The sequence below is a fragment of the Chryseotalea sp. WA131a genome, from assembly GCA_025370075.1.
Lineage (GTDB): Bacteria > Bacteroidota > Bacteroidia > Cytophagales > Cyclobacteriaceae > ELB16-189.
This window is the reverse complement of the sequence record CP073016.1, coordinates 2288568-2310070: the sequence shown is the minus strand read 5'-3', so window position 1 is coordinate 2310070 and position 21503 is coordinate 2288568. Positions and strand designations below refer to the sequence as shown.

The following is a 21503-nucleotide window of genomic DNA, read 5'->3' as shown; positions in this document are numbered from 1 at the left end:
CCATGACACCGGAAAGAAAAAGGAGCATCTTCGTCATCGCGCTCACCTTTATTTTAGGCATTGCCATTGGCGTGTTGGCCACCGGGCTGCTTGCCCGAAAGCATTACCACAATCGCGAACGTGCTACCACGGAGCAGCGTGTGAAGCAAAAAGAAGGCTTTGTGATGAAATTGTTACGTGTGATGGACGCGAATGAAAAACAGCAGACAGAGCTTAAACCCATCATAGAAAACTACGTACACAAAATTGATAGCGTACAAGAATATCGGCAGGCAGAAACCAAAGCACTTCTGCTAGAATTGCAGTCTAAAATAAAGCCGCTGGTTTCAGATGATCAGTTTCAAAAGCTCCAAAGTTTTAATTCGAAAACCATGGGGCGGTCGTTACGGGAGCCGCGCCACCGGCATCATTGATGTAACTTTTTTTTTGCGTTGTTGTTTTAGGCACGCTAGTCCCGCTTGTGTAAAATTTAAAACCGAGTGGGTAATTCGCCCGTATCCTTGTAGGTTATTAGAAGTAGAAAAATGAGAATTATAGACAAAATGAAGATTTTTTTAACAACTGGTATTTTTTTAGTGACTTGCAGTGCGCTTTTTGGGCAAGCACCCGCTACCGGAAATGGAAAGATTACAGGAATTGTGCGAGACAGCACCAATGCACAACCCGTAGAGTTTGCGAACATTGCCTTGATTGACCCAGCCACCAAGAAGCCCGTAAATGGTGCGGTGGCCGATGATAAAGGGAAGTTTACTATCAATAAAGTGGCGACAGGAAATTATGTGGTGGAGATCTCGTTTATAGGATATGGCACCAAACGGATTCCTGTAAAGATTACCGACAAAAAGAAAGATGTTGAATTGGGAGCTGTTTCGATCAATACCGATGATAAGGTGTTGAAAGAAGTGGTGGTGCAAGGGCAGAAAAATTTGGTGGAAGAAAAAGTAGACCGCACCATTTACAATGCCGAGAACGATCAAACAGCCAAAGGAGGAGATGCCACCGATGTGTTGCGCAGAGTGCCAATGCTGTCGGTTGATTTGGATGGCAATGTGTCGATGCGCGGTAGCCAAAATATACGTGTGCTGATCAACAACAAACCCTCTACCATTGCCGCCAACAGTGTGGCCGATGCGTTGAAACAAATTCCAGCAGATCAGATAAAAACCGTTGAGGTGATTACTTCACCATCAGCCAAGTACGATGCCGAAGGCTCGGGCGGTATCATCAATATCATCACCAAGAAAAACAACTTACAAGGGTTGTCTTTAAATGTGGATGCGAGCGCAGGTTTACGCGGATCGAACCTTGGCTTGAGTGGAAGTTACCGCAAGGCAAAAATGGGTTTTTCGTTGGGTGGATTTGGGAGATCAAACTACAACCAGCCTGGAAGTTTTAATAATGACCAATCAACCTATGCGTTTGACCAAGTTAATCAAACGCGGGGAGCATTGCTTTCAACAACAAATCAAAAAGCCGATACGCGCTTAGTGAACGCGTTTGGGCAATACACATTGGGGTGGGACTATGACATTGACAAAAAAAATTCTCTTGCGGTATCGCTTAAATATGGCGTACGTAATAACCTAAATTGGCAAGATGGCTTGACAACGACCTCCACAAACCAAAATCTAAATCGGTTAGCCAACGTGAATACAGTTGACAATAGCGGTACTACTGATGCAAGCGTTACCTATACCCGCACCTTCGAAAAACCTCAACGTGAGTTTAGTGTGTTGGCTTTGTATAGTTTCAATAACCGGACGAACGATTTTGTTAATGAAAGACTTGATTCTCCGACACCACCAATACCCGTTTTTCAAAAGAACAACAACCAAAGCCAAAATAGGGAAATGACTGTGCAAATAGACTATCAAACACCGATTGGCAAGAACTCGATTTTAGAATTTGGCGGCAAACAAATCAATCGAGAAGTACGAAGTGACTTCAAGACTTTTTTTGCTGCTTCAGATGGTGTTTATCAACCTAGTGCTAATTTACAGTTAGCGAACTCACTACTTTATGATCAATATATAACGGGGGGTTACAGTTCCTTTACAACCCAAATCGCAAAAACGTTCAGCGTTAAAGCGGGAGCACGTTACGAGCATACCACTATTAACGCCAGTACACTAGATAATAAAAACCTTCCCATCCCAGACTATGGAGTACTAGTTCCAAGCATGAATGTCTCTAAAAGGTTTAAAAATGGAAGTGCATTGAAACTCGCTTACAATCGTAGAATCCAACGTCCTTCAATTCAATTCCTCAATCCGAATATTCAGCAAGGCAACCCACTTAACATTAGTTTTGGTAACCCGCTTCTAAATCCGGAATACACCAACAATTACGAATTGGGTTACAATACTTTCATAAAAGGTACATCTTTAAATATTTCAACATTCATGAGAAACACCATTGGAGCTATTCAAAGCGTAAGAGATAGTATTCCTGGAGTAAAAGGAGGTATTCAAACAACGTACCAAAACATTGGTAATGAAGATGCGTATGGTGCAAGCATATTTGCAAACGTAAATGCTGGTAAGCTTTCATTGAATGGAGGCATCGATACCTATTATGCAGTATTGAGCAATAATGTACCTAACCCCGTTTATAATGCCAAGAACTCAGGTTGGGTGTACAATGCTCGTTTATTTGGCAGTTACAATCTTACCAAAGGTTGGGGCTTTCAATTCTTTACTTTTTATAGAGGAAGACAAGTGCAATTGCAAGGTATTCAAGGAGGTTTTTATGTGTACAGTTTGGCATTGCGCAAAGAATTTGCCAATAAGAAAGGTAGTGTTGGCTTTGGGGCAGAGAACTTTTTCTATCCAAGAATCACGATCGAGAACACGCAAGATTCTCCCATCCTTTCTCAAAACATTACCAACGTGATTACGAACTTAAACTTCAAAGTCACCTTCAGCTATCGCATTGGCAAAATGAGTTTTGATGCACCACGAGGCCGCAAAAAATCAATCAACAACGATGACTTGAAAGATGAAGGCGGTGGTGATGGAGGCGGTGGAGGTGGTGCTCCACAAGGCGGTGGAGGAGGAGGTCGTCCACAGATTCCAGCAGGGGGTTTTCAAAACAAGCCAGCAGCAACTGTAGCCACCCCAGCTAAAACAGATACCATTGCCTACGAAGCAGCAGGTACTTGGAGTTACACCGTAGAATCTCCGCAAGGCGGCATGGGCACATTCAAAATAAAAAAGGAAAGCGATAAATACAGTGGCACAATCATGAGCAACCGCTCCACTCGCGAGATGCCGATTAAAGAAATCACCTATAAGCAAAATGAATTGACGTTGGTGTATGAGGTAAACTTTGGTGGCAATACCGCCAATATTGTGATGAAGGGCGTCATCAATAAAGATCAGTTTACAGGCACGCTAACGGTCGGTCAGTTTGGGTCTTTTCCTGTGAATGCTACAAGAAAAGTAGAATAATAGATGCTTAAAATACGAGGCAAAAAGTACCTTTTTTAGTATATTTGATAGGCTGAAAAAGGTGTGATCATGCGCAAGCGAAAACCCAATATACCAGATAATTTTTTGTGGGAATATGACCTAAAGACTTTCAATTATGATAAGTCTTATAAAATTGTCATTGAACGGGTTCTGCAACTAGGAAATCTAGAACAGTGGCGGGAAATCGTAAGCTATTATGGTGAGGCCAAAATACTAGACACCATTGATTGGAGTGCTCAATTGGATCAACGCGGTAAAGATTTTTCGAGATTCTTTTTGAAATCAGATTTCCTGCATGCTGCATAAAGATCCATTCATTGTTGAACCTGCTACTTTTGAACTGATTCAAAAATTGCAAAAGTTGCCCGAGTTGAAAGAATTTTATTTGGTAGGGGGCACTGCCTTAGCCTTGCAACTCGATCATCGGAATTCAATTGACATCGGTTTATTTAGTCAAAATAATTTTCAAAACGAAAAGATTGTCAATCACATTGTTGCAAATGCCTTTGTATTTGATGTTAAGTTTAATTTTGAAAACACCATCATTGGATTTATCGAAAAGGTAAAGGTTGATTTCATCCGCCACGGTTATCCATTTGTCAATCCACCAATTACCGAAGAGGGAATTACCTATCTCTCAAAAGAAGACATTGCTGCCATGAAGCTGAATGCCATTAGCAATTCGTGCAAACGATTGAAAGATTTCATTGATGTGTATTTTTTGTTAGAACACTTTTCATTGGGTCAGATGATTGAGTTTTATACCATCAAATACCCAAACTTCAATCCGCTTATTCCCTTAAAAGCCATCAACTATTTTGGTGATATTGATCCTGCTATCGACCCTCCCAAACTGCGCAAAAAATTACCCTTGACTGAAATCAAAAAGAGAATCAATGATTCTGTTTTACATTCAAAAAAGAAGTTCTAACACCTGTTGCATGTAAGCAATAAAATCTTCAAAATATTTAACGCTCCCTTTATTCCGCTATCTCTCTAAATTCGCTTACTTTACGTGTATACACCTATTTTTCGTTGAGCAACTATGGCCAGCGCACCTTCTCGGTGGTGCTTACCGCTAGCTATGCTGGCACACCTTTTATTTGCCAGGCGTGAACTGCGAAGCCATGTACGACCACAGCATTTATGCTAAAGAAAAAGGACAACTGGTGGAGGTGTTGAAGCGAGTGAGTGTGAGTAATTAGAATTGTACTGTGTACTACGTTGGTTAGAGAATACATCATTGCAAGGGTTGACTACCGAGGCAATCTTCAATTTTAGAGTTTGAGTGGGGGATTGCTTCACTTCGTTCGCAAAATTTTATTATTTTTATCCGCATCTATTTTTGATCGTTTGGCTATGATCTACTATTATTCAAAAGTCCATCGGGGTGAAAAGCGTTTGTTTGTTCAAACACCCAACGAAAGAGAGATTACACAAAAGCTAAGAAGCATTGCGCCTTGCCGCTGGAGCCAAACCGAAAAGGCTTGGCATTTTGATGCAATCAACTCGGTCTATCAAAAAATCAAAGAAGCTTTTCCAAATTTGAGCGCATTGGAAGACCAGCGTTCTGACAAACGGTTTACCAAGCAAAAAACGGAACGAGAGGAAAAAAAAGTTGACGCAAAGGAAACGATCTTCGCCAAGCAATATCGGCCTGGGCGGTATTACATTATTGCGGCTTATAATCCTTTGCTGATTTCGATCATTAAGACGTTTCCCTATTTCACTTTTTATAAAGCCAACAAATGGTGGGGCGTGGCCATGGACGAAAAACAAAAGAAAGCCTTGCAGGATTTTTGCACGACCCAAAACCTTTCGTTGGTTTGGGAAAATGAGATCGATCGAAAAAGAGTGAAACCACGAATCCCTGCTTATACAATAAGTAATTATCGAAATTGCCCGGATGCGATGATTGAGAAGCTTGAAACCATGCGTTATTCAGCAAATACGATTAAGACTTATCGGCAGTTGTTTGCAGAGTTTATCAACTACTATCCTAACAAGGCAATTGATGACATTACTGAGCCGGAGATCGTGGCCTACATTCGGTATTTGGTAAAAGAACGAGGGATTTCAATCAGTTATCAAAACCAGGCAATTAATGCCATTAAATTTTACTATGAAAAAGTGGCTGGTGGTGTGAGGAAATTCTATCAATTGGAACGGCCCCTTAAAGAGCAAAAGTTGCCTTCGGTGCTGTCCGTAGAGGAGATTCAGGCCATGATAAAGGCGACCGTAAACTTAAAGCATAAGCTACTTATTATGATGTGTTACTCTGCGGGGCTGCGAATTAGTGAGTTGCTTAACCTGCGCGTGACCGACCTTGACAGTAAACGCATGCAGATAAAGATTGCTGCGGCAAAGGGAAAAAAAGATCGGTATTCGCTATTATCGGAAAAGATGCTGCCGCTGCTTCGTGAATATTACAAGGCGTATCAACCAAAAGAATATCTTTTTGAAGGGCTAGATGGAGGCCCCTATAGTGAGCGGAGTATGCAGGCGGTGGTAAAAGAAGCATTAGAGAAAGCGGGTGTTGGCAAACCCGCTACGGTGCACACATTGCGCCATAGCTTTGCCACACATTTGCTGGAAAACGGTACCGATTTGCGTTATATTCAAACACTGCTGGGTCATAGCAGCAGTAAAACCACAGAAGTGTATACGCATGTGACAAGCAGAGCCTTGAGCGGGATTAAAAGCCCATTGGATGGCTTGGAATTTTAGCAAGAGAATTGCACTTTTGAAGCATAAAAACAGGCAAAAGTGAGTATAGATAGTATGATCAGTCCCCGAAGCTATAAGTGAAATACCCGCAACTCTATTGCGGGTATTCCTTATATTTGGCGGTATATCCGCAACGAGTTGCGGATATACTGATGTTATACGCAAGCCCCGCGAACGCACAGGATTTTGAAACCGCAAAATGAAATTCATCCCGCGCCTTTGCTTATTTGTTTTGCAGCTTTTCAAATTGGTTCAGCATTGCGTGGGGACGGTGACGCGGTCGACAATTTCTTCACTGCGCCACGCTTCACCGCTCCGGGACAGGGACGTAGGCGCACCCGCCACGTTGGACGGTTTTTCGGCCCCTGAAAAGTTTCTGGGGCTGTTCGCATAACAAAAAGTTTATGCCAGCTGCGGGGTCGTTGCGGTTATTCGGTTTGTTTTTCTTAATTTAGCTCGGCCACGTGCGACAGAGACGCGCTCCGAAGACCGCAGCCGTCACAAACTTAGCCGTTATGCGCAAGCCCCGCGAACGCGCAGGATCTTGAGACCGCAAAACAAAATTCATCCTGCGCCTTTGCTTATTGGTTTTGCAGCTTTTCAAATTGGTTCACCATTGCGTGGGGACGGTGACGCGGTCGACAATTTCTTCACCGCGCCACGCTTCACCGCTCCGGGACAGGGACGTAGGCGCACCCGCCACGTTGGACGGTTTTTCGTCCCCTGAACAGTTTCTGGGGCTGTTCGCATAACAAAAAGTTTATGCCAGCTGCGGGTGCGGTGCGGTTATTCGGTTTGTTTTTCTTAATTTAGCTCGGCCACGTGCGACAGGGACGCGCTCCGAAAACCGCAGCCGTCACAAACTTGGCCGTTAGCGCCAATGCCCTTGGACTAACCCGACTATATTTACCATGACAACACTTTTGTACTTATGACCACCACGACACATTATGTTGCCCACCGCACGGCAACCATAAACATTCCCCCAACCGCACCAAGCAAGAGTGTGGCAGTAGCTGCAACTGCGCAATGCCAACGCTCAGGCTACTCCCACACACTTGCTTCTTCCACCCGCTAAAGTTTCATTAGACAGATATGAGCAAAATAAAAATTGGACTTGTTGATGACAACAAGCAATTCCGAAGGTCATTAAAACTTCTCTTTAAAATCGAACATGATTTTGAAATCATGCTAGAGGCAGATAATGGGTTGCATTTACTTGAACAATTGGGAATCAACGTAGAGCAGCCAGAGATAATCCTCATGGACATTAGAATGCCTAAGATGGACGGCATTGAGGCATCAAAGAAGGTATTGGAAAACTATCCGCAAATAAAGATCATTACATTTTCGCAATACGATTATGAATCTAACATTGTTCAAATGTATATCATTGGGGTAAAAAGTTTTATTGGTAAAGATGATCACCCAAATGAACTGATTAAGGCTATTCGCACAGTCTATACTTCTGGTTCTTATATGACAGATATGGCAACAGAAATAATCCAACGCTACCTTGCCTACAAAGTAAAGGAGTCAAATAACGTTCACCTTCTTGATAATGAACAAGAAAAAGAACTGATTAAAATGATTGTCAAAGGACTATCCAGTGGTGAGATTGCATCTAAGATATACAAAAGCCCAAGAACAGTTGATGATATGAGAAAGAGATTATATTCAAAATTCAATATTGATTGCAAAGAACAATTGATAGCATTAGCCTCCAAGTGGAATTTAGAATAGCAATTCATTAACTAGAATACAACGTGCGATGTTCCTCTCACATAAAAATATTTCAAAATACCGTAGATCTACGGTTGACTTTATGTGTAAAAAATTCATTCATTGCCTTAACTAAAGAAGGAGCAGCAAGGTGCTGTCTCTTATCCCTTTGGTAAAAATAATATGAAAAATAATGAAGGTTCGGTATTGGCCGAAAACAAGGCTGCTCCAAAGAGATTGTCATTGCAAGACTTCAAAGTTAAAGCATTTGACAACAAGACGGAGCTAGAAAAAATTACTGGAGGCGTTGCTGCTGGATGCCACCCAATTACAGTTGAGTTGCCAGATGGCGATCCATGGACATTGAGTAAGGTAAAATACGATTAACGAAAGTAACCTTTCGCAATCACTTACTCCCTCAAAAAGGAGATTTGTAGTTTCAAAAAGCTGGACAGGGAATCCCTGTTCAGCTTTATGCTAAAATAACAAAATGGTAATAATAACTTCAGGACATGATGATGACCCTACAAATTGGGTAATTGATTGGATTAGCTTTTACAAACACAATTTTTTACGCCTTAACAGGGAGGATTTTTTTGATGATAGTCGACCAAATTTTACAGTTGAACTTAGTTCAAGCAGCGAGGAGTTTAGATTAAGAGATTTTGATTTAAAAAACGCCCAGTCCATTTGGTTCAGGCGTTCTGTATATCCTTTTTTGCCTGATGTTTTACCTTTAGAATCGCATGATAATCCTAGTTTTGAAGATATAAAAAAGAATTTTTACTATGAATATTTAAATAGCACCCAATTGTTTTATTCTCAATTACTAAAAGTTGGCAAAAAACTGGGCAACTTTCGAAAAGTGAGGATTAACAAATTAGAGGTGTTGAAAATGGCTAAAAGTTGTTCAATTGAAATACCAGCGTCTATAATCACCGGTCAGAAAACTGACGTGCAGAACTTTATGTTGAAGAAGGGAAATCTTATTACCAAAGCAATAAGTGAAATATTTGACGTCAAGACTAAGTCAGACAATCAGACGAATTTATACATTAATTACACACAAGAAATTACAGAACTTGTATTAGGTGAAATGCCCGAGTCTTTTTCGTATTCATTATTTCAAGAAAAACTTGATAAGGAGATAGAAATCCGAACTTTCTTTTTAGATGGAAAGTGCTATTCGATGGCTATTTTTTCACAGTTGGATAAACAGACAAGTGTGGATTTCAGAAAATATTCTAATAATCGAAGGGTTCCATACAAACTTCCGTGTGAACTAGAAAGCAATATCCTCAAGTTAATGGCGAACCTAGAACTCAACACAGGATCAGTTGATATTGTTAAAACTAAAAATGGCCGTTATGTGTTTCTTGAGGTCAATCCTACTGGGCAGTATGGAATGGTTTCCGATCCCTGTAATTATTACTTAGATAAAAAAATAGCCGAATATTTAATAGATTATGACGAAAACCAAAAATGAATTGGGGCAAACTGATTTGCAACCCCTACCAATGAAGTTGAAAAATAAGTTGCCAGTTAACTACTATTTGTTCGAGTTAGCCGCAACGTATTCAAACCAAATACCCGCTTTAAGGTCTGTGTCTAAAAGCTCATTTCATAACACGAATGAATATCATACTTCAATTTTTTATAAGGCAATATCAAACATCCTATGATGAGCAAAGCAGAAACTTGGTTTAAGTTATTTGCTAGCTGCGTAATTGTAAAGGGGATAGCAGGCAGTTTAATCTATGATATTGAAAGAAGTACTTTCTATGATTTACCTAATAGTTTTTTAGAAATTATTAAAAGTTCAACGTCAAAAAATATAAGAGATATAGAAATTCATTTTGGCTTGGAATCAAGTGAGATTAAATCTTTTTTTGATAAACTTGTAGATGCGGAAATTGGCTTTTATACAGATGAACCTGACTCATTTCCCGAAATAGACTTTACGTGGTACTCGCCTCTTCAAATAACAAACTCGATAATTGAATTGGATAGCAATAGCCAATTCAACTTTGACTTTGAAAATATCATATTGCAATTAAACTCATTAGGCTGCAGAGCGATTCAGTTAAGACTTTTGAGTGTGTTTGACTATATTGAATTAGAACGATTAATTGTGATATTTTCAGATACTCGAATCAAACACATTGAGTTAATGGTGCCGTTTTGTGTTAATGTAAGTTTTGAAAATCTTTATAATTTGATGAAACATGAGGCAAGGTTGAATCGGATTATGATTTACGCCAGTTCCGAGGACGGTATTATCATTAATGAGGATAAACTTGGAAAATCTATACTTCAATTTAAAAAGGACATAAGAGCAGATCAGCATGAGATAATAAGTGCCGGCCTCTTTAACTCTAATATTGAATCGTTCTCCGAAGCTCAAGGATATAATTTGGGACTCAATAGAAAAATATGTATTAATAAGAGCGGAGAAATTAAAAACTATCTTAATCATGAGTATTCCTATGGAAATGTTAAAAATGACTCCATTAAAGAGATAATTGAAACAAGTTATTTTAAAGTTAAGTGGTCAATTTCAAATGATCAAATAGAGATTTGCAAAGATTGCAAGTATAGATATACTTGCGTTAGCAATTCGGATATACGCATGGAAAACGATAAATTTTTTAAGGTTAACTATTGCAATTTTAATCCTTATACTGACGAGTGGATTTGTGAAATTATAGCACTGAATTAGAAAAATTGTGTCCATCTATTTAAATTTTTGAAAAAATAAAAATTTTAGAAATATGAATTTCTATGAAGATTTTGACGCTTGTTCTTTAACGATGATTGATTCCATCAAGAGCATACTTTATTCAAGGCATAATAATATATTTGATAGACTAGATTTTTATAATGACAATATTTATTTAGAGCCATTGATTTACACTTATTTGAATCAGAAAGACGACAAATGGCTTGATAGCATAATCTTTGGATACGAAAAAGTGAAAAAAGAAATGATAGAGGTTTTTTCGAATCATAAAGGAGCAATCTTTTTGCCTCAGATAGGCTATTTTAAAACGAGCAGCCCAGACGCAACGATCATACTCAAAACAACAGATGGAAAATATAGACTTGAATTAGCTGGTCAGAGTTTGGACTATGCTTTTGAACCGTTACTTTTTTTAAATTTTGGTATCGAGGTTCAAAAATATCAACATCCGTTAGTAGAATCATTTATTTCTTATTTTACACATCCAAATGACGACAACGTGCTCAGCGATAATGTTTTTGAACACCACATTGAACACCTTAACAAAGGGCTTGCTATTTTAAAAGAATGCAATTCAAAGCATTTTGACTTACTCTTAAAATCGCTGAAAAGAGTGTTGCTTTTTACAGCAAAAGAACCCAATTCTTTTGCATCACTTGAGATACACAATATGATTTTCTTTAATGTCAATTCTTGGGATAATGAAATGTATTTTGTTGATCACTTATCTCATGAGGGAGCCCACATAACCTTCAATACATTAACTTATGACTCGAAATTTAAGCTATTTAAGTTTCACTACAATATGAGTTTTTCTGAAATCAGTGGGACTCATGACGATTCTAATAGTTTATACTTAAGATTTCATGGCTTATTCACTTTTGTTGAAATCACGAAGAGTTTAATCTCATGTATTGAAAGTAAAGTACTTTCAGAAGAAAATATCCACGAAGCTAAGGGAAGGCTTGCTTTTCAGTTAAGAAGATTTAAAAACTCGCTAAGCGATTTTAATGGCCTTGATGTTTTTGAATCAGAAGGGCTTTTGTGGTTTAATTTTTTTTCTAAGGTCTACATGGAGATTGAAAAAGAATATGGACAACTAGTAAGCAAGTATGATTTATCAATGCCTTCTTACGATTTTAATTCGAAGGTTTTTAGGGAAGCAAATCCTTTGACTAATAACTCTGTTATTTGAGCTTGCGTCAGCTAGTTCACTACTTGAGATTTTAAAAATATTATTTAGGCTAAACAAAAAAGTTAAAGTTACAAAAGGCTGCGATTATGAAACCTAAACAAATTATTCTTTTTAACCTCATTATTGTAGTGATAGTCGTTCAATTACGAGGCCAAGAGTCAAATCAATTTTATAATGAATTGATTAACAAATCACACAGCCTTTATCTTTCTAAGGATTACAAAAGATCTGCTTTAACGTATTCCAAGGCATTTACAGTAAATCCGGGCACTTCTAGGGATTTATACAACGCAGCATGCTCGTGGGCACTTTCAAAACAATTAGATAGCTCATTTTACTATCTATTTAAAGTAACAAACGAGATGAAGTATCACAACTATGAGCAGATAAGTAGTGATGGTGATTTAGCTTTATTGCAGGATGATTCGAGATGGCCGGAGCTCTTGGCTATTGTTAAGTTGAACAAACTTAATGTTGAAAAAAGATATAATGTCGTATTGGTAAAACAACTAGATTCAATTTATGAAAGTGATCAAAAATATAGGCAGCAATTTGTGACAGCCATTGAAAGGAATGACACAAAACAGATAGATTATTTAACTAGTAAAATACGAAGAACTGATTCGATAAATGTTGAAAAAATAAAATCAATACTAAATCATTTCGGATGGCTTGGACCAGAGAGTATCGGGGAGAGAGGTAACTCCACACTTTTTCTGGTAATTCAACATTCAGACGTAAAAACCCGACAATATTACTTGCCAATGATGAGAGCTGCCGTTCAAGATAAAAAGGCATCTTCAAAAGATTTGGCTCTACTTGAGGATCGAACCGCATTAAACCAAGGTAAAAAGCAAATTTATGGCAGTCAATTAGGAAGAGATGATAAGACTAAAAAGTATTACTTGTTGCCCCTGGAAGATCCTGCTAATGTTGACAAAAGGCGGGCAAAAATGGGTTTGATTCCTATTGCAGAATACTTGAGACAATGGGGGATTACTTGGAGCATTCAAACAAATAAGAATTAATCCGGTATACCCTTTGCGCTACTACATGACAGGCGAAAAACTCTTATTGATTATAACTATTTTTTGCATCTCATCATACTCATGCAGAAACAAGCAAGCAGTACCCCAAAAAGTTTCGGAGAAGAAAATCTCCAAAAAGGACTCTACAAGGCTAATTAGCTATCTGGAAAAATTTAGCAATTCTCCTTTATTTTCTATACAACGTCAGAAATATCTTGATAGCGCGTTGACTATTACACCATATGATGCTCATCTATGGCAGCAAAAAGCCATGCCGCTCTTTAAGCAAAAGAAGTATGAGATAGGTATGATTTATTTAGATAGTGCAGTTAAGTATGATAAGACAAAACATTGGCTGGAGTATAGGGCTTTTATCAAATGTATCTTTCAAAAATCCTACCGTGCAGCTATCACTGATTTTAATCTTGCCCAAAAGCAAAACGGTAATTCATATGTGATGGATCATTCATATCAGTTCTATAAAGGACTTTGTTATTTACAACTTAACCAATTCGACTCAGCAGAATATTTGATCGAAAATGAAATAAAAGAAGAAATAAAAACTAGAAAAGAAGCGCATCATTTACATTGGTTTTATTTAGGAATTGTGCAAAGCGAAAAAGGAAATTACAAAGTGGCCAATCAGAGTTTAGATAGTTGTCTTCATATATATCCTCAGTTTCCTGATGCACAATATTATAAAGCACAATGTTTGATGAGGGAGAGGAAATTTAAGGAAGCATTTGATCTTTTATTGAGTGCCAAAGAAAACTTACAAAATGGCTATACCCTTAATGAAGACAATGCTATTTATGAGGTTTATCCTTACCAAATCAACAAACGGATATTAAATTCGATTAATAAAGAAGAGCTAGACGCTCTGTTGAAAAAAATTTAAAATGTGAATTAAAAAACAATCTATGAATTACAAACTAAAGCACTGTTTTTTATTGGTCATATTAGTAGTAGTATTCGGTTTAATAGCATCTGGCCAAACCATTGAGAACTATAAAAAATCTTTAGCCATCTTATCAAAATCTCAGACCGCCATGGGCGTAAACAACAATCCAATTCTTATTGCCGCCAAAGGAACTATTTATAACCTAGGCCATTACGAAACCCCTGAAAAAACGAAAGAACTAAATCTGCAAGAGACGTACGGGTACTTTGCAAAAGAGAAAGTAGCGTACCTGTATAGCGAGATGCAGAACCGCGGGAACACCTATAAACGAGCATCTGTTTCTAAATTCGATTCTCTATATGAACGTGGTTACTATGCGCGTGAACTAGCCCGGGGCACGTCTCAAGATTTTAATTTTGAAACAGCTAGAGCATTACCAACCGAAATATTGCGGTTGGCTTACCAAAACAGAAAGTCGCTAAGGTATTTGGGCGAACAATCACCTTATCATTTAATTTCATTTAGCTATTCTGCCAACCAAAGCACAACACTTTATATCAATCAACAAACCCATTTGCTCGAGAAAGTTGAAACGCTTGGTTATAGCCCTATCTATGGTGATGTTTCATTTGAAACGGTTTATAAAGATTTTACCGATAAGAACGGTTTAAAGATTCCTTCTACACGTATGGATTATGAGTCTGGGAAACTCGAACGCGAGCTAACATATAGCGAACCACGTTTTGACTTAAAGCCAGATACTAGCAACCTAAAGATAAAATGGGTGCCTGAACAATTTAAAAAGAAATTAACAGAACCCGTATCAACAAAAGAACAATTTGAATTTAGTGCCATTTCGCCCACGCTTGATTTAGTCAAAATAATATCTCAAAATAATAAGATGTTGATTGCCAAGTTTACGGATTATATTGCTTTGTTTGAAGTGCCTCAAGGGATTGATTTGAACCTGCAGTTAATGGATGAATTAAAGATACGTTATCCAGATAGACCGTTACGATATTTGTTTGTAACCCACCACCACCCTGACCATGCAGGTGGCATACGGGCTTACGCAACTTTGCCAGTAACTTTTGTAACTACCCAAGGAAATAAGGATTACTTTGATAAATTATTGATAACACAGCATTCTGTTGGCTCTGCTAGATTAATGAACACTGAGCCTATCAGAATGAAAATGGACTTTATTCCAATTAATGGGAAAAAAAAATTTAAAGATAAAGCAAATGAAGTGGTTGGATATGAAATTGGCATAAACACTTCGCATACGAATGAGCATATCGCATACTATTTTCCAAAGTCAAAAATCTTGTGGACAGGAGACTTACTTTTCTTCGACCAAAAAGAAACAGTCTATCCTGCGGGGGCGAGAGGTAAGTCAATTTATGATTTAATTGTCGCTAAGAAATTAGTGGTGGATAAAATATATACATCATGGCCTCTCCATGGGCAAAAAGAGTTTGGAACTATTGCCTTTTTGAAAAAACTAACTACGCCTTAATAAGCGGTTATATTGAAAAAATCTTTTCCTTTTTATCGTCAACTGGACAGGATGGACTGCGGGCCAACTTGCCTGCGCATGATTGCTAAACATTACGGTAAGTCTTTTGACATGGCCTACCTCCGTCAGATAGCAAATCTTGCTAGAGACGGTTCAACACTAGGTGGGCTTGCAGATGCTGCGGAGAAAATTGGCCTGAGTACGTTAGCACTGAATACTTCTTACAAAGATTTAGCAACGGAAATACCATTACCCTGCGTTGCGCACTGGAGACAACGGCACTATGTGGTGGTATATGAGGCTTCTGATAAACAAGTAAAAATAGCAGATCCTGCACATGGTCTTATCAACTATACTCCCGAAGAATTTTGCAAAGGTTGGATTCCAGAAAAAAATGTTTCTGTTGACGCGGAGGGGGTTTTACTTCTATTTGAAACCACACCCTCATTTTTCGATCAAGAAGAACATACTGTAAACGGAAAATCTCCATTCAAATTTTTACAACGGTACTTTAAGCCTTACCAGAGATTCTCCATTCAGTTATTTCTAGGCTTGTTGGTAGGTAGTTTCGTCCAACTAGCCTTGCCGTTTCTCACACAGCAAATTGTGGATGTGGGCATCAACACCAAAAATCTTAATTTCATTTACCTGATACTCGCGGCACAATTGATGTTGTTCATTTCGCAAACGGGCATTCGTGTGGTTCGCAGTTGGATATTGTTGCATATCACTAGCAGAATGAACCTTAGGATGCTCTCAGACTTCTTGATTAAGCTTATGAACTTGCCCATTTCATTCTTTGATTCTAAAAGCCAAGGGGATTTGTTGCAACGCATTCAGGATCATAACCGTGTTCAATCGTTCCTTTCTGCCACTACACTGGATGTGTTGTTTTCAATTATTCCCTTTGTCGTATTTGGTGCTATTTTATCTTATTTCAACCTCACGCTTTTTATAATTTTCTTGATTGGCTCTGCTTTGTACATAATATGGGTATTGATTTTTATGAAACGTAGGGCAGAGATTGATTATAAGTATTTCGACCAGGCCAGCGGCAATCAAAGCAGCACCATTCAGCTCATCACGGGTATGCAAGAGATAAAACTAAACGGCTCAGAAAAACGTAGGCGATGGGAGTGGGAAGCAATACAGACCCGCTTGTTTAAACTGAACATGAAAAGCCTTAGGCTTTCTCAATCTCAAAACGAAGGTGGCCAGTTTATTAATGAAGTAAAAAATATCCTGATCAGTTTTGTGGCTGCACAAAGCGTAATTAGCGGGCAAATTACATTTGGAGGGATGCTAGCAATACAATACATCATCGGACAGATGAATGTGCCCATTAACAATTTCATTGCCTTTATCAGGAGCTACCAAGATGCACGTCTAAGCATCGAACGATTGGCAGAAATCCATAATAAGCCCAACGAAGAATCGATGAATAATCAATTGATTCACGAACTGCCTAGCCAAAAATCAATCAAATTGGATAATGTTAGTTTTAGGTACGGAAGTAGTTCGGCTGCGTTGGTTTTAAAAAATATCAGCTTTGATATCCCTGAAGGAAAAGTTACTGCAATTGTTGGGGCAAGCGGTAGTGGAAAAACAACCTTGTTAAAGCTACTATTAAAATATTACGAACCTGTGGAGGGACAAATTACTTTAGGAAATAGTAACCTTAAAAACATTAGCTATAATTTTTGGCGCAGCCACTGTGGTGTGGTGATGCAAGATGGTTTTCTATTTTCAGACTCCATTGCAAGGAACATCAGCGAATCGGATGAAAATGGAGCGATAGATAGAAAGAAACTGCAGGAGGCCGTGCGTGTTGCCAACATCGGTAGCTTTATTGAAGAATTACCCATGGCCTACAATACCCGTATAGGAGCGAGCGGTATGGGCGTAAGTGGTGGCCAGAAGCAGCGCATCATTATAGCACGTGCTGTCTATAAAAATCCTAAATTTCTGTTTTTTGATGAGGCTACCAGTTCTCTTGATGCAAATAATGAAGCGGTTATCATGAAAAATTTAGAAAGTTTTTTTCAAAACAGAACGGTAGTGGTAGTTGCTCATCGTCTTAGTACGGTAAAAAATGCAGATCAAATAATTGTACTTAATAAAGGAGAGATTGTTGAAACAGGGACTCATGGAGAACTTACCGCCAAGCATGGTTATTATTATACATTAATAAAAAATCAATTAGAGTTAGGGAATTAATGGAAGACGAAGATATCGATAACAGAAGCGAAGCCGTGCGAGATTATCTAGAGCAAGTACCCAACGGTCTGACCCGTTGGGGTTCAGCTGTTATCTCTGCTATTTTGCTAATTGCCATTTCTTTGACGTGGTTGATCCGTTACCCAACTTTGGTGCGCGCTGATTTTAAACTCATCACTAAAGTAGCACCCAAACCTGTGGTTGCCAGAGCAGACGGAAGATTGGAAAAATTATTGATTGCTAATCATCAACTAGTTTCATCAGGCCAGCTATTAGGATTTTTAGAAAGTGCTGCGCATCACGAGGAAGTACTTAGTTTAGAAACGGAGCTAAATGTAGTTCGTCAACTATTTGAAAAAGACAACTTTAATGGTTTAGATTCGCTGAGACTTGCATCGTACGAAAACTTGGGCGATGTACAATCATCTTATCAATCATTCCGCCAACAATTTGCCCAGCTTAACTCTCTACTAGGAAAAAAATACTATAATAAAAAAATTGAGCTTTTAAAAAGTGATATTTTAGAATTGGAAACGATGAACGATCATCAAAAAAGTCAATACAACCTTTATGAAAGGGACGCTGCGTTGGCCGAAAGTGAATTTGCCATGAACCAAAGCCTTTTCAAAGATAAAGTAATTGCTAAATTGGACTTAGATAAAGAAGAAAGCAAGTTGTTGGCAAAGAGGCTTCCATTAAAAAATATTAAGACATCCATACTCAACAACAACGCTCAAATACGAAGCAAAGAAAAAGAGATTATTGATTTAGAAAAGCAGGCATTGGAACAAAAAGAAAGTTTTCGGCAGTCGATTAACTCATTGAATAGCTCAATTGCCACTTGGCGAAATAGGTACCTGTTAATTTCACCAACGGCTGGCAAAATACTTTATGCCAATAATTTGCAAGAAAAAGAAAACGTAGAAATCAATAGAGAACTATTTCAAGTATTTGAAATCAATTCTCTGTATGTGGGAACGCTGACGATCCAACAGGATAATTCAGGTAAGATTAAGATAGGTCAACGGGTATTGATAAAATTTCAAAGCTATCCGTTTGAAGAATACGGTATGGTTGAAGGTAACATATCATCACTTCCACAACTATCTACCGATGATAACAAATTATTCTTTGCCTTTGTGGAATTGCCCAATGGCTTAAATACAAACCATAATAAATTGCTCACATACAATTATGGGATGACTGCATCGGCTGAAATAATTACGGAGGACCTGCGATTGATAGAAAGGATTTTTTACACTATTCGTAAAATTTTCAATTAATTTCGGCCTTAAGAAATTTTCTTGCAAAATCTTTACGCTTACCATGGAAAGTTACAGACCTTACAAATTTTAAGTAAAACAGCAAGTTGCTATTAACGATTTGTTTAGCCCTTAAGTTTTTTAAAACGTGCCCAATATTATCACAAAAAGTAAGGAAAAAGATACCACCAAATATACGCCTATCGTTAATACCCAAAGAAGGTAAACAACACTTAACCCTTCTACATTATGGCTTCAACTATTGAAACAGGTCACGCAAAGAACGTTGCAACCTTTGAAGACCTCATCAGTTTCCTCACAGGCTATGGTGCAACCTACAACCCAACCAAAGCGGCACTCAAACTGCCGGCACTCACAGCACAACTTGCCACAGCAAGGACAACCCTGCAAGCAGTAAAAACAGCAAAGACAGCCTACGACAATGCCACCAACGCACGCGAGCTTGCCTTCAAGCCACTCAAACCCTTGGCGACAAAAATCATGAACGCCTTGGCAGCAACAGATGCAGAAACACAAACTTTGGACGATGCAAAATCTACCAACTTGAAGATACAGGGCAAACGTGCAAAGGCAGTCGAGCAACCCGATGCAAAAGCGTTGGCAGCAGGGGCAACACCAATAAAGACCACTTCAACTTCGCAACAAAGCTTTGACAAAATGATAGACCACTTTGCGCAGCTTATCGCAACCTTGACAGCTGAAGCAAATTATGCCCCAAACGAGGTTGAACTGCAAGTAGCAACGTTGAACACTGTTTTGGCAGACCTGAAAACAAAGAACACAGACGTTATAAACACCACGACCGCATTGAGCAACGCCCGCATCGACAGGGACGATGCTTTGTATGGCGCAGACACAGGTCTGGTGGACGTGGCGCAAGATGCAAAGCAATATGTAAAATCACTCTATGGGGCAACCAGCCCCCAGTACAAACAAGTGAGCGGACTCAAGTTCACAAGAGGAAACGGAGACTAGAAAACAAACGACCAAATTCAATAAACAGGCGGGACAGTTTAGAATTGTCCCGCCCTTTTTTAGAAATATAGTTACCGTGAAAGGAAATGGAGCAACCATAAAAAGAAAGCTGGCAACCATAAAAAGAAATGAGATACCAACAAAAGGAATTCTTGCTACCGCGACCAGTATTTTTGCTGCCGTGACTAGTATTCTTGCTTCTGTGAAAAGAAATGGAGCATCCACGACAAGTATTCTTGCACCCGTGACTAGAATTCTTGTAACCCGACAAAGGTTTTCACGTGGGACAATATGAAAAACGGAAAAATGATAACAGACCAACCCGACAACGAGGCCGACCCTAGCGGCACACATGGCAAATCTAACACAATGCCCCGCGCAAACCAAAGCTTTGCCAAGAGTGCCGCAGCCCAAACACCAATACTGGACACATTGCCGACAGCAATCCGAAACATTGGGTCAGGTTGCCCCGCCCGCGACCAAGTTTTATCGACACATTGGGTTCAATGATTAAAACAGTTAAACGACAGCTTGACAACGGCTCAAAAATTAAAGGGTGATATTAACGGAATTGGGCACATGGCGCTAACATCAGCTTGCTTCAAGTGGGCGGGACTGTGCGTCACCGAAGTTTGTAACTCTTTATTATCTTTATCACGTGGGAAAGAGCGTAGGTTTTGTTCGCCCACCTGCAGCAAGCCTAACCGTTGTGTGGCATTTGCTAAAAGAATTCAGCTTCGATTTATGGAAATACATGGGACAATGAATCGTTACAGAAAAAACCTATGACAAAGAATCTACTAATTACACTGTTGACCGTGATTTCTGTAACGGCTTCGGGACAAACACTTAAGACCGAAGATCAAAACCTTAAAGGCTGGACTAAAGAAACAAAGGTTATTTATGCTGACTTTAAAGGTAAGCCGACCGACCAATTAAAAAGACTTAATAAAGAAGCTGGACTTCAAGCTTCGGCACAAGTTGGACTAAAATCAATCCTTGACGTTCCCAAAAAGAAAAGAGACAGAGGACGACTTCTCGAGAAGGTTTACGTTGCCCCCTTTTTCATCAAGACTACTTCGGTGACAATGACTAAAGACGAAAAAGAACTCGATAAACAACGGCTCTATTTTGACATGGGTGAGGTACACGCGAGAATGATGAGAAGAGATATTGAGCATATTCAGGACTCAACAAAAGCATATGGGACAATGTGGATTTTGTATTCAAGCTTAAAGGACTACTACTGTATTGAATTCGGAAAAATGTTCAATGACTATACCTATGAAGTTTTTGTTGAGAAAAAGGAAGGAGCATTTGAAAAATGGCGAGAACTAATCGACAAAGGACTAAGTGAATTAGAAAAGTACGCCACTAAAAAAGAGGACTGTCACCGACTTTTGACAGGACTACCAATTGACCCGGAATATGAACAATCAGAGAAAGTTCTGGACACGTTTATGAGGTGTAACCAATAAAGGGCGGGAGGAGCAAACGCCACACAACAATGTATTTGCGTCAAGCGGGGTTGACGCGTAATCCAACGTTTTCGTATCTTTATTGCGTTCGGTGTCGGGGACAAGGCGTGGCTTCGGAGGCCCCGCTCGAACGCAAATACTCACGTTAGCAACAATGCCTGAGGAGACCCCGTCATTGGAAGCACTAGCCAAATAAAGAAATAACGACCAAATGACAATCAACACAACCATTGAAGAACTGCCAAAGA

The 21503-nt window shown here is 39.0% G+C and carries 18 protein-coding genes; all 18 read left to right on the top strand.

Annotation, left to right across the window (positions count from 1 at the left end):
• The first annotated feature begins 2 nt into the window (after positions 1-2).
• The 18 genes from KA713_10325 (at position 3) to KA713_10240 (ending at position 21255) form a co-directional block, all read left to right on the top strand.
• Entirely contained in the window at positions 3-413 is a 411-nt protein-coding gene (locus KA713_10325) for a hypothetical protein (GenBank protein UXE68941.1), read from the top strand.
• Positions 414-542: 129 nt separating this feature from the next.
• On the top strand, positions 543-3449 hold the full coding sequence (locus KA713_10320) for a TonB-dependent receptor (GenBank protein ID UXE69094.1): 2907 nt from the start codon (positions 543-545) through the stop codon (positions 3447-3449).
• Between the two features lie 69 nt (positions 3450-3518).
• Positions 3519-3776 carry a hypothetical protein gene (locus KA713_10315; protein UXE68940.1) on the top strand — a complete coding sequence of 86 codons (258 nt, stop codon included), beginning with the start codon at positions 3519-3521 and terminating at the stop codon, positions 3774-3776.
• On the top strand, positions 3766-4401 hold the full coding sequence (locus KA713_10310) for a nucleotidyl transferase AbiEii/AbiGii toxin family protein (GenBank protein ID UXE68939.1): 636 nt from the start codon (positions 3766-3768) through the stop codon (positions 4399-4401). The genes KA713_10315 and KA713_10310 overlap by 11 nt, the downstream gene beginning before the upstream one ends.
• A gap of 833 nt (positions 4402-5234) precedes the next feature.
• On the top strand, positions 5235-6197 hold the full coding sequence (locus KA713_10305; protein UXE69093.1) for a site-specific integrase: 963 nt from the start codon (positions 5235-5237) through the stop codon (positions 6195-6197).
• Positions 6198-7292: 1095 nt separating this feature from the next.
• A complete protein-coding gene (locus KA713_10300) occupies positions 7293-7940 on the top strand; it encodes a response regulator transcription factor (GenBank protein ID UXE68938.1) in 648 nt (215 codons plus the stop codon).
• A gap of 162 nt (positions 7941-8102) precedes the next feature.
• Positions 8103-8306 carry a hypothetical protein gene (locus KA713_10295; protein UXE68937.1) on the top strand — a complete coding sequence of 68 codons (204 nt, stop codon included), beginning with the start codon at positions 8103-8105 and terminating at the stop codon, positions 8304-8306.
• 103 nt (positions 8307-8409) lie between these two features.
• The gene (gene gwsG, locus KA713_10290) at positions 8410-9405 is read left to right on the top strand and encodes a grasp-with-spasm system ATP-grasp peptide maturase (GenBank protein ID UXE68936.1); all 996 of its coding nucleotides are present in this window, start codon (positions 8410-8412) and stop codon (positions 9403-9405) included.
• Between the two features lie 192 nt (positions 9406-9597).
• Positions 9598-10638, top strand: coding sequence for a grasp-with-spasm system SPASM domain peptide maturase (gwsS, locus tag KA713_10285; protein UXE68935.1), 1041 nt, complete (start codon positions 9598-9600; stop codon positions 10636-10638).
• 52 nt (positions 10639-10690) lie between these two features.
• Positions 10691-11854 (top strand): hypothetical protein, encoded by a 1164-nt coding sequence (locus KA713_10280; GenBank protein ID UXE68934.1) that lies wholly within the window; start codon positions 10691-10693, stop codon positions 11852-11854.
• Between the two features lie 86 nt (positions 11855-11940).
• Entirely contained in the window at positions 11941-12882 is a 942-nt protein-coding gene (locus tag KA713_10275; GenBank protein ID UXE68933.1) for a hypothetical protein, read from the top strand.
• A gap of 25 nt (positions 12883-12907) precedes the next feature.
• Positions 12908-13780, top strand: a complete 873-nt coding sequence (locus KA713_10270) for a tetratricopeptide repeat protein (protein UXE68932.1) — start codon at positions 12908-12910, stop codon at positions 13778-13780.
• 22 nt (positions 13781-13802) lie between these two features.
• The gene (locus KA713_10265) at positions 13803-15302 is read left to right on the top strand and encodes an MBL fold metallo-hydrolase (GenBank protein UXE68931.1); all 1500 of its coding nucleotides are present in this window, start codon (positions 13803-13805) and stop codon (positions 15300-15302) included.
• Between the two features lie 12 nt (positions 15303-15314).
• The gene (locus tag KA713_10260; protein UXE68930.1) at positions 15315-17519 is read left to right on the top strand and encodes a peptidase domain-containing ABC transporter; all 2205 of its coding nucleotides are present in this window, start codon (positions 15315-15317) and stop codon (positions 17517-17519) included.
• Positions 17519-18802, top strand: a complete 1284-nt coding sequence (locus KA713_10255; GenBank protein UXE68929.1) for an HlyD family efflux transporter periplasmic adaptor subunit — start codon at positions 17519-17521, stop codon at positions 18800-18802. Before KA713_10260 ends, KA713_10255 begins: the two co-directional genes overlap by 1 nt.
• 228 nt (positions 18803-19030) lie before the next feature.
• Positions 19031-19777 (top strand): hypothetical protein, encoded by a 747-nt coding sequence (locus tag KA713_10250; protein UXE68928.1) that lies wholly within the window; start codon positions 19031-19033, stop codon positions 19775-19777.
• A 291-nt stretch (positions 19778-20068) separates the two neighbouring features.
• Complete coding sequence (locus KA713_10245) at positions 20069-20287, top strand: hypothetical protein (GenBank protein ID UXE68927.1); 219 nt, start codon at positions 20069-20071, stop codon at positions 20285-20287.
• Positions 20288-20562: 275 nt separating this feature from the next.
• Positions 20563-21255: a hypothetical protein gene (locus KA713_10240; protein ID UXE68926.1), complete on the top strand. Its 693-nt coding sequence runs from the start codon at positions 20563-20565 to the stop codon at positions 21253-21255.
• Positions 21256-21503 lie beyond the last annotated feature (248 nt).

Excerpts from the sequence above, each read along its gene's own strand:
- KA713_10325 (UXE68941.1), top strand. The coding sequence starts at position 3 with ATGACACCGGAAAGAAAAAGGAGCATCTTCGTCATCGCGCTCACCTTT.
- KA713_10320 (UXE69094.1), top strand. The coding sequence starts at position 543 with ATGAAGATTTTTTTAACAACTGGTATTTTTTTAGTGACTTGCAGTGCG.
- KA713_10315 (UXE68940.1), top strand. The coding sequence starts at position 3,519 with ATGCGCAAGCGAAAACCCAATATACCAGATAATTTTTTGTGGGAATAT.
- KA713_10310 (UXE68939.1), top strand. The coding sequence starts at position 3,766 with ATGCTGCATAAAGATCCATTCATTGTTGAACCTGCTACTTTTGAACTG.
- KA713_10305 (UXE69093.1), top strand. The coding sequence starts at position 5,235 with ATGGACGAAAAACAAAAGAAAGCCTTGCAGGATTTTTGCACGACCCAA.
- KA713_10300 (UXE68938.1), top strand. The coding sequence starts at position 7,293 with ATGAGCAAAATAAAAATTGGACTTGTTGATGACAACAAGCAATTCCGA.
- KA713_10295 (UXE68937.1), top strand. The coding sequence starts at position 8,103 with ATGAAAAATAATGAAGGTTCGGTATTGGCCGAAAACAAGGCTGCTCCA.
- gwsG (UXE68936.1), top strand. The coding sequence starts at position 8,410 with ATGGTAATAATAACTTCAGGACATGATGATGACCCTACAAATTGGGTA.
- gwsS (UXE68935.1), top strand. The coding sequence starts at position 9,598 with ATGATGAGCAAAGCAGAAACTTGGTTTAAGTTATTTGCTAGCTGCGTA.
- KA713_10280 (UXE68934.1), top strand. The coding sequence starts at position 10,691 with ATGAATTTCTATGAAGATTTTGACGCTTGTTCTTTAACGATGATTGAT.
- KA713_10275 (UXE68933.1), top strand. The coding sequence starts at position 11,941 with ATGAAACCTAAACAAATTATTCTTTTTAACCTCATTATTGTAGTGATA.
- KA713_10270 (UXE68932.1), top strand. The coding sequence starts at position 12,908 with ATGACAGGCGAAAAACTCTTATTGATTATAACTATTTTTTGCATCTCA.
- KA713_10265 (UXE68931.1), top strand. The coding sequence starts at position 13,803 with ATGAATTACAAACTAAAGCACTGTTTTTTATTGGTCATATTAGTAGTA.
- KA713_10255 (UXE68929.1), top strand. The coding sequence starts at position 17,519 with ATGGAAGACGAAGATATCGATAACAGAAGCGAAGCCGTGCGAGATTAT.
- KA713_10250 (UXE68928.1), top strand. The coding sequence starts at position 19,031 with ATGGCTTCAACTATTGAAACAGGTCACGCAAAGAACGTTGCAACCTTT.
- KA713_10245 (UXE68927.1), top strand. The coding sequence starts at position 20,069 with ATGAAAAACGGAAAAATGATAACAGACCAACCCGACAACGAGGCCGAC.
- KA713_10240 (UXE68926.1), top strand. The coding sequence starts at position 20,563 with ATGACAAAGAATCTACTAATTACACTGTTGACCGTGATTTCTGTAACG.